Below are 9182 nucleotides of genomic sequence, written 5' to 3'. Positions count from 1 at the left end.
TGCAGTATATTAAATTAAATATATGTGCTGCCGTACTCCCAAGACAATATGTAGAAGAGAACCTTGTGCAGATAATTATTCCAATGTCCGGTTTTGGCGAGCGCTTCCGAAGAGCGGGTTACGAGGTCCCAAAGCCACTTATAGAGATAGGCGGAAAACCGATTATTGCATATGTCATTGACATGTTCCCCGGTGAGACCGACTTTATATTTATCTGCAATCAGGATCATTTGGACAACCCTGACTACCGAATGGGCTTTCTCCTGCAGCAATACTGCCCTACCGGCCAGGTTATTGGTATCGCACCCCATAAGCTCGGCCCGATCCATGCAGTGCGCCAAGTAGAGCATCTGATCAATCCTGATCGCCCAGTGATCGTGAATTATTGCGATTTCACATGTTATTGGGATTGGGATAACTTCAAAAAATTCGTGAAAACAACCAAGTGCATCGGTGCGATACCCGCTTACAAAGGGTTTCACCCGCATACCTTGGGAAGCACAAATTATGCGTATATGCGTGAAAGCCAAGGGTGGCTGCAGGATATTCAAGAAAAACAACCCTACACCGACAATCGCATGGAAGAGTTTGCATCCAGCGGTACTTATTACTTCGACTCGGGTAAAACCATGAGCGAAGCCTTCCGCAAGACAATGGAACAGCAACTAAATGTGGGAGGCGAATATTATGTCAGTCTAGCTTACAAGCCTCTGTTGAATGAGAAACAGCCAGTCGCGGTATACTCCCTTCAACACTTCATGCAATGGGGAACGCCGGATGATGTTAGGGAATACAACGGATGGTCATCGGCTTTTGAAACAATGGGCAGCCGGCGAGAAGAAAGAGCGACTTCGCCGGCCGGTACACTGATTATACCGATGGCGGGCATGGGCCAACGCTTCGCGAAAGAAGGATACACATTAACCAAACCGCTGATTTGCGTGTCGGGAAAGCCGATGGTCACCCAAGCAACTGAGGATTTGCCCAAAGCTCAGCATCATGCATTCGTTCTTCGTAAAGACATGCCTGGCTACGCAGAGATTGCAAACGAACTGGAACACAGATTCCCACATACCGTGATTGAGACAATTCAGGAAGTGACGGAAGGTCAGGCCTGTACAGCGTTAATTGGACTTGAAGCACTGCAACGTGTAGTTGGTGCCGTTCAAGGTCCCATAACTTTTGGCGCTTGCGATAACGGTTCACTTTACAGTGATCAATCATTTCAAGCGTTGGTCGATACCCCGGAAGTAGATGTCATTGTCTGGGGTGTGAGAGGTCACGCAAATGCCATACGCCATCCGCAAATGTTCGGTTGGATAGATGCTGAAAATGGTCGAATTCGTCGAATATCAGTGAAAAACCCTCTAGAATCTCCAGCACTTGACCCGATTGTCGTAGGAACGTTTACGTTCCGCCGCGCCGAAGACTTTCATCGAGTAGTCTCTCGACTTATTCAACGCAATGGTCGTATCAATGGCGAATTCTATATCGACTCAACGATTAATGATGCTATCGAATTGGGCCTACGTTGCGAATTATTTGAAATTGATACTTTCCTTTCCTGGGGCACCCCAAACGACCTACGTACTTTTGAATACTGGCAGTCTTGTTTCCATAAATGGTCGGGGCACCCGTATCGACTGGAAAAAGACAGTCGAATCCCCAAAAAATCTATTGCGGAACTAGAAACACGTTATCAAGCAACTACGCCCGTATTACCGAGTCCTTTTACATGATCAAACGTGAATTTGGCGTTTTTTTGATCGTCGGTTCAATGACCGTGATGTTTGACTTTGCGACCTATCGAAGCTTGGTATGGACAGGCTCGGTCGGTATTGATTTCTCCAAGGCGATCGGTTTTTTGATCGGTACGTTGTTTGCCTATTTTGCAAACAAAATTTGGACGTTCGGCCGTCAGACATACGCACCTGGCAGTCTTGTGCGATTTATGCTGCTCTATACGATCACATTATGCATAAATGTGCTGGTGAACGCAGGGTGCCTAATGCTTTTCAGCACATTGTCTATTGCGATTCAAACCGCGTTTCTGATTGCGACAGCAATATCAGCCGCTCTCAACTTCCTGGGAATGAAATTTTTAGTTTTTAAGACCAGTTCCCGTCCGGAGAAGTCATGAAATTCTCTCTTATAATCCCCTGCTATAACGAATCGGCCAATTTGCCGCTGTTGCTTGAGCATTGCAAACGCTTGGTGGCGCGTCCAGATATCGAAGTCATTCTGGTGGACAATGGCTCCTCTGACGACAGTTCGCGGGTTCTGAAGGAGCTGCTACCTGCTTATCCGGGATGCAGAAGCATTCGTGTTGAAGTCAATCAGGGTTATGGCTTTGGTATACTTGCAGGCTTACGTGCAGCCGAAGGCGAGATTCTCGGCTGGACTCACGCAGACCTTCAGACCGATCCAATGGATGTATTACGCGGCCTCGCGCTTTTTGAGCACTACGGGCCTGACATATTCGTGAAAGGCAGACGCTATGGCAGGCCAATCGCAGATACCGTATTCACAATAAGTATGAGTGTCTTTGAAACTCTGCTGCTCGGCAAAAAGATGTGGGATATCAACGCTCAGCCCACCCTTTTCTCCAAGGTGTTTTTCCAGCGCTGGCACGGTGCGCCACTCGATTTTTCCCTTGATCTGTATGCGTACTATCAAGCACACATTCACAATCTGAAAGTTCACCGATTTGCCGTGCGTTTTGGTGAGCGCGCCCACGGCGTTTCACATTGGAACGTAAATTGGGCGGCGAAACGAAAATTCATACGAAGAACCATCGATTTCAGTTTGCAACTTAAGAAGAGTTTAAGGAAATGAAGCTCATATCACACAGGCGTAACACGCGTCGGGAACTCAACGCCACGAATGGAAAATATGGGGTTGAAGTCGACATTCGAAGCTATGCAGACGAGCTGATCATTCACCATGACCCCTGTGTGGCAGGTGAGTCATTTAACGAATGGATTGCTGACTATCAGCACGGCACATTGATTCTGAACGTCAAGGAAGAAGGCCTTGAGGCACGATTGATAGATTTGATGAAAACAAGAGGAATTGAGGACTACTTCTTTCTCGATCAGTCATTTCCCTTTCTGATCAAATGGTCCAACGTCGGAGAACGTCGTTGCGCTGTGCGCGTGTCCGAGTTTGAGTCGATTGACACCGCATTGACACTCGCTGGAAAAGTCGATTGGGTATGGGTGGATTGCTTTACGCACTTTCCGCTTAGTCACGATGCCGCCAAGCGTCTGCAAGATGCGGGCTTCAAGCTATGCTTGGTTTCCCCCGAACTACAGGGTCGCAATGCAGAAACAGAAATTCCAAAACTCGCCGAACTGTTGGTAGATCGAGATATTGTGGCCGAAGCAGTGTGTACTAAACGGCCAGATCTCTGGGAAACGTTGGCCGCGGACGTATGAACATAAAGTTCTTCTGCCGCCCAACTTTTCTGATGGGGCTAGCACTTCGCTTACTTCTTGTGCTGTCGGTAACCCCCGCACCAGTCACCGAATGGTACCTACCATTCCTAGATGGCAGCACCAATAATCTAACGTTAGATCCCTGGGGCACTTGGCTAGAGCAAGGTGGCTCAATTACTGCTTTCCCCTACGGCTATATAATGTGGGCCGCATTTCTGCCCTTTATACTGACATGCAAGGTACTCTCACTTCCTCTCACACTCGGTTACGGTTTAACGTTGATAAGCGCAGATTTTCTGATCCTGATGGTGCTCAGAAAACTACTTCCTCGCCAGGATCGGTTATTAGTAGCCGTCTATTGGTTGTCGCCGATTGTAATCGTCGGCAGCTATTGGCTTGGGTACAACGATCTGATCCCGGTAGTTTTTCTTGCTTATTCACTTTATTGCGTGAAAAATGCAAAGTTAATGCTCGCCGGCGTTGCGTTCATCGCCGCAATCTCAGCCAAATTGAGCATGGTTCTCGCGTTACCATTTATTCTCATCTATCTGCTGCACAACCGCCCATTACGTCAATACCTACCTCAGCTACTGGCTGGCCTCACGCTCGGCACCACTATCGCCATATTGCCTTTTCTGATGTCCGATGCTGGCGTCAAAATGCTCTACAGCAATCCTGAAATAGGGAAAATTTACGCACTTTCAGTCACCATCAGTAAGACCACGAACCTATATATAGTACCTCTGGCTTACTTACTAATGATATATGCTGCCTGGCGGGTCAAACGTCCAAACTTTGAGTTGTTTCACGCCATGCTTGGCTTGGTGTTCTTACTCGTAGTACTAATGACGCCGGCGTCTCCTGGATGGTTTATTTGGGCCATTCCCTCCCTTGTTGCCTATCAAGCCTCTAGTAATAGAATAGCAGTCACTATCACGGGCACGTTCTCAGCTCTCTATGTAGTTAGCGCATTACTTATCACGCCTGATGCAAAATTACTTGTCGAACAGATATCCTGGATATCACAAGCAGGCAAGAATTGGTTGTTCAGTGTAAAACTTTCATCATTGATTCACACGGCGATGGTTGCAGCCGGTATTGTCCTTGCCATTCGGATATGGCGAGAATCCGTAAGTCGTAATGATTACTTCCGCCTCAGTCGAAAACCATTTGTTATCGGCGTTGCAGGAGACTCAGGGGCAGGCAAGGATACCTATTCGGATGCAATAAAGGGATTATTTGGCGACCATTCGGTCACTACTCTTTCCGGTGATGACTACCACCTGTGGGATCGCCAAAAACCCATGTGGCAAGTGATGACCCATCTCAACCCAATGGCCAACGATCTAGAAGGTTTTGCTCAGGACTTGGTTTCATTGACTGACTCAAAAGCTATTCACTCTCGGCATTACGACCATAAGACTGGACGTATGAGTCGTCCCTTCATGATTAAAAGTAATGACTTCATCATTGCAAGCGGTTTACATGCACTCTATCTGCCGATTCTTCGTGAATGCTATAATCTAAGTGTTTACCTAGATATTGACGAAAATTTAAGACGTCACTTTAAAATGCTACGAGATGTCCGTCAGCGCGGACACAGTGAAGAAAAAGTACTGTCTTCTTTTACTCGCAGAGAGCCAGACTCAGCTCGCTTCATAAGGCCCCAGTCAGTACATGCCGATCTGGTACTGTCATTACAACCCATACATCCGCGCATGCTGGAGGGTGTCGCCGGGACCAACCCTTTGCATTTTAAAATTGTTGCTCGCTCGCGCAACGGACTAAACGAGCTTTCTCTAACTCGTGTTCTTGTAGGCGTCTGTGGACTGCACGTCGACATGTCGACAACAAACGACACATCTGAAATCGAATTGACTATCGAAGGTGAAACGTCGGCTCAGGATATAGAATTGGCAGCAAGGATGATTTGCCCAAGGGTATTTGAATTTCTCGATCTCAACCCTGAATGGCAAGGTGGTGTACTAGGACTAATGCAGCTGATTACTCTATCTCATATAAACCAAGCACTTACAAAACGGTTCATATAGTGAAAATCTATTCATCTGAACGATTCATTCGACTACCTGATGCCATACTGTTTGACACAGACAATACTCTGTACCCTTACGATCCGGCTCATCATGCTGCCCAATTGGCTGTCAAAGAAAAGGTCGTCACTACATTTTCAATAAAGCCTGAAGTATTTGACATCGCTTTCAAGGAGGCTCGTGTACAAGTAAAGAATAGACTCAAGAATACTGCTTCCTCCCACAGTCGGCTTTTATACCTGCAGCGGATGCTTGAAATAATGGGATTGGGTTCTCAAGTTCTTCTCGCTCTAGACTTTGAACAAACTTACTGGCGAACTTTTCTCAGCAACGCAATTCTATTCGATGAAGTAAAAGATCTTCTGGATGACCTGAGACTGCTAGGTATACCGACAGCCATAGTCACTGACCTCACCGCACAAATCCAATTCCGAAAAGTTGTCTATTTCGGCCTGGATCATTACTTCGACTATATCGTAACGAGTGAAGAGGCTGGGTTTGACAAACCGCACGCAGCGCCATTTGAAATTGCATTAGAAAAAATGCGACCAAAAGGTGATTGTATTTGGATGATCGGTGACAACCCTGTCAATGACATCCGTGGTGGTCGAGAACAGATAAATGCAGTGACCTTGCAAAAGATCCACACTGGTACGCCCGTCGGTACGGGCGAAAATGCACCAGATGCTGCCTTTACAGATTTCCGCGAGTTACGCCGCTTGATTTCCAGACTTGGAGAGAAAAATGAGCCAACAACAATCCGTACGTCAGTTTTGCACAGAAATAGGTAAAGATCCGCTACTTGTACAAGGTGCGGGCGGAAACGTATCGTGGAAGGAGGATGATACCCTGTGGGTTAAAGCTTCTGGGACATGGTTGGCCGACGCAAATGATGAAAATATCTTTGTGCCTGTCAACCTTGAACATTTAAAAGATGCACTAAAAAAACAAGAATACACAGTAATACCTAAAACAATCGAAGATACATCGCTCAAGCCCTCGATCGAAACGCTACTGCACGCCTTGATACCTCATCGCATTGTAGTCCATCTACACGCAATCGAAGTACTTGCACACCTGGTCCGTAAAAACTTTGACCTTATTCATTATCCTAATTTTAATAAGACACTCAATGCACGTACCGTTGAGTATTGCAAACCAGGCGCTGAACTTGCGGAAGCTATTGCCAATCAACTGAATGGCACAGACAATACGCAAGTGATTTTTCTGAAAAATCATGGTGTTATTATTGGAGGAGAAAATATTAATGAAGTCAGCGGTATTCTTGAGTACTTGTCTGATTTTTTCTACAGCCCGGAGATTGCACTCTCGCTGAGGACCTTTGAGGCTAAAAACACGTTAATCAATGGAGTTGATTTTTATCCTGTCAATGAAAAAAAATTGCATGAACTCGTACTCAATCCGAAACTAATAAAACATCTTACTCTCAACTGGGTACTTTACCCCGACCACGTTGTTTTTTTGGGACCCTACCCGTTCATATACGACAGTATTGAACATGCACAATACGAACTTGCCAAAAGCGAAAATTTGCCTGACATCCTCTTCATAAAAAATAGTGGAGTGTTTTCAAAAAAAACGCTGAGCAAAGCGAAAACTGCACAGCTAGTATGTTATTACAACGTTATTACTCGACAAATCAATGATGGTGCGCTCGCACCATTAACGAACAAACAGATAACAGAACTTATTGACTGGGACGCTGAAAAACACAGAATGCGTTTCGCTAAATAATTAATATTTTGAGCAGGCTTATGTCTTTTTTATTAGTACACGTTCCCAACAGCTTCCAAAACTGGCTATTTGGCAATACCCCTAAGACAAAAGAAACTAGAGATAATCGTTACCCCTCTATTTATTTTATTTCATGCATAATATTCTATTCAGTATATTTGCTTTTGAGGCAGCCAGGCTGGACTTTCGGGGGAGGGATGTGGGCAGAGATGGCCACAAACTACTATGTCAATTCTAATGCCCCATCAATATTAACAAATTTATTTTCAACAGATTCTGGATATATTCCATTGCCGCAGCGAATCATCGCTTACTTGGGCAGCATATTAAAAATCCCTGATTTTTTTATATCATATTATTACACGTGGAGCGGAATATTAATTACCTCGTGCATGGTTGGTGCATTTTGCCTAGCCCCTTTTCGTGAACTTGTACGAAGTGATTGCTTGAGATTCATATGTTCGATAGTTATTCTACTAGTTTCCGATTTTGAAACAAGAACATTTATCAACTTCACTTATTATGCGGCGTTCTTTATAGCAGTAACAACCGCACTGGCTATGGTTCAGAAAGATAAAGATTGTCCATGGTGGGCTTGGGCAATCCCCCTACTTATTATTTCAAAACCCGCAGTATTGTCCGCACTCCCAGCAATGTTACTCGCGGCACTTTTTAGCAAATCCCGATTCAAACTAATAACCCTATTTGCTGGATTGTTGTGTGCCGTTCAACTTGCAAACATCTACTTTAATTTCTCGGCAGGTCCCTTCAATCCTGTCAACAACTTCAGCACCCTAGAAAAAATTGTCTCTGCAGGAAAATATTTTATTGGATTTCTTGGTGCATTTTCGCTCGGCAGATATATTCCAATTGGTACTTCAAAGTTCTTGTGGCTCGGCGCCTTTATATTTTTTAGTTGCCTGGTAATCCTCAGTAAAAAAAGAACTAAAGCAGGTGCTCTACTTATTACCGGATTAAGCATGCTTTTTTCAAATGTACTACTGAATACATTTGCACTTAGCGATACGTGGAACTCAAATATGGTGATACTTGCAGGCGTTCCTGTGTATCGGCACATCATTGTTGGATACTTTGGTGTTGTTCTGGTTGTAGTCGGATTAATTGAAATATACACACAACACAGAAAACCATCTAAAAACATACTATCTCAGGCTCCAGCTCCGTTGATATTTTTCATATGGTTTTTGTTGTCTGGCTGGATAATTTTCTCATGGAAAATTGGTAAGCCGCCTGTCTCCCCGGTACTCTATAACTCTCAATGGCAAGAACAAGCCTCATTGATAAAATCAACTGACGCCATATGTATTCCAATAGACCCTTTTGGTTGGGTTTATAGTAAAAATTGCTGGCCACTTAATCCTGAAATGAATTGGAGTAAACCGATCGAATTTCGTTCTCCGTCGCAACATGGAAAAGATTTCGTCATTGCGCTTGAGCCTCCCATAACCAGTAAATACAAAAATTTTATTTCAATCGCCATCTTAGTTAGGTCACAGGTATCTGAAGTAAATGTAAAAGGCGAATTAGTACTGATAATGAAGGACGGCAACATTAAATCGCTAGGCGGCGGTCGTCAACTGAATAGCTCGGGAGGGCTAATTATGTTTACAAATAAAGATACAGTTCCTCTGGAAGATATTCAAAATTTCATCTTGAAATTCGATACCCCAGTTGATATCGGCTACGTTTCCAACGTACCTGGAGATAACCCAGCTGTTATTTGGATGGGAAACTGAATGTATCAATTGGAATAGAAACGCGGCGGGGGCATGGATGTTCGGGTGGAGGTAGGAATGGCAGTCACCTGCCCCCCCGCACAGATCCGTACGTGCAGAATTACCGCATACGGCTCCTGCCTTGGGTTTTGACGCCGAAGTGGGTTATGGGATACGGATGCATAGTTAGGAGGGTGTAGACA

The 9182-nt window shown here is 44.9% G+C and carries 8 protein-coding genes; all 8 read left to right on the top strand.

The window, feature by feature from the left end; all coding sequences use genetic code 11:
• Nucleotides 1–65: 65 nt before the first annotated feature.
• The 8 genes from ACLH0J_RS03985 to ACLH0J_RS03950 are packed head-to-tail and all read left to right on the top strand — an operon-like array spanning nucleotide 66 to nucleotide 9000.
• A complete protein-coding gene (locus ACLH0J_RS03985) occupies nucleotides 66–1739 on the top strand; it encodes a sugar phosphate nucleotidyltransferase (RefSeq protein WP_411390947.1) in 1674 nt (557 codons plus the stop codon).
• Nucleotides 1736–2140, top strand: a complete 405-nt coding sequence (locus ACLH0J_RS03980) for a GtrA family protein (RefSeq protein ID WP_411390946.1) — start codon at nucleotides 1736–1738, stop codon at nucleotides 2138–2140. The genes ACLH0J_RS03985 and ACLH0J_RS03980 overlap by 4 nt, the downstream gene beginning before the upstream one ends.
• Nucleotides 2137–2835 carry a glycosyltransferase family 2 protein gene (locus ACLH0J_RS03975; protein WP_411390945.1) on the top strand — a complete coding sequence of 233 codons (699 nt, stop codon included), beginning with the start codon at nucleotides 2137–2139 and terminating at the stop codon, nucleotides 2833–2835. Before ACLH0J_RS03980 ends, ACLH0J_RS03975 begins: the two co-directional genes overlap by 4 nt.
• Nucleotides 2832–3437: a phosphatidylinositol-specific phospholipase C/glycerophosphodiester phosphodiesterase family protein gene (locus tag ACLH0J_RS03970; RefSeq protein ID WP_411390944.1), complete on the top strand. Its 606-nt coding sequence runs from the start codon at nucleotides 2832–2834 to the stop codon at nucleotides 3435–3437. The genes ACLH0J_RS03975 and ACLH0J_RS03970 overlap by 4 nt, the downstream gene beginning before the upstream one ends.
• Nucleotides 3434–5488, top strand: coding sequence for a hypothetical protein (locus ACLH0J_RS03965; protein ID WP_411390943.1), 2055 nt, complete (start codon nucleotides 3434–3436; stop codon nucleotides 5486–5488). Before ACLH0J_RS03970 ends, ACLH0J_RS03965 begins: the two co-directional genes overlap by 4 nt.
• Complete coding sequence (locus ACLH0J_RS03960) at nucleotides 5488–6279, top strand: HAD family hydrolase (RefSeq protein WP_411390942.1); 792 nt, start codon at nucleotides 5488–5490, stop codon at nucleotides 6277–6279. Before ACLH0J_RS03965 ends, ACLH0J_RS03960 begins: the two co-directional genes overlap by 1 nt.
• Nucleotides 6233–7243 (top strand): class II aldolase/adducin family protein, encoded by a 1011-nt coding sequence (locus ACLH0J_RS03955; protein ID WP_411390941.1) that lies wholly within the window; start codon nucleotides 6233–6235, stop codon nucleotides 7241–7243. The genes ACLH0J_RS03960 and ACLH0J_RS03955 overlap by 47 nt, the downstream gene beginning before the upstream one ends.
• 20 nt (nucleotides 7244–7263) lie before the next feature.
• Nucleotides 7264–9000, top strand: coding sequence for a hypothetical protein (locus ACLH0J_RS03950; RefSeq protein WP_411390940.1), 1737 nt, complete (start codon nucleotides 7264–7266; stop codon nucleotides 8998–9000).
• The last annotated feature ends 182 nt before the right edge of the window (nucleotides 9001–9182 follow it).

Origin of the sequence: Pseudomonas sp. MPB23, assembly GCF_046605395.1 — a bacterium.
Lineage (GTDB): Bacteria > Pseudomonadota > Gammaproteobacteria > Pseudomonadales > Pseudomonadaceae > Aquipseudomonas.
This window is presented reverse-complemented; position numbering and strand designations above follow the sequence as displayed.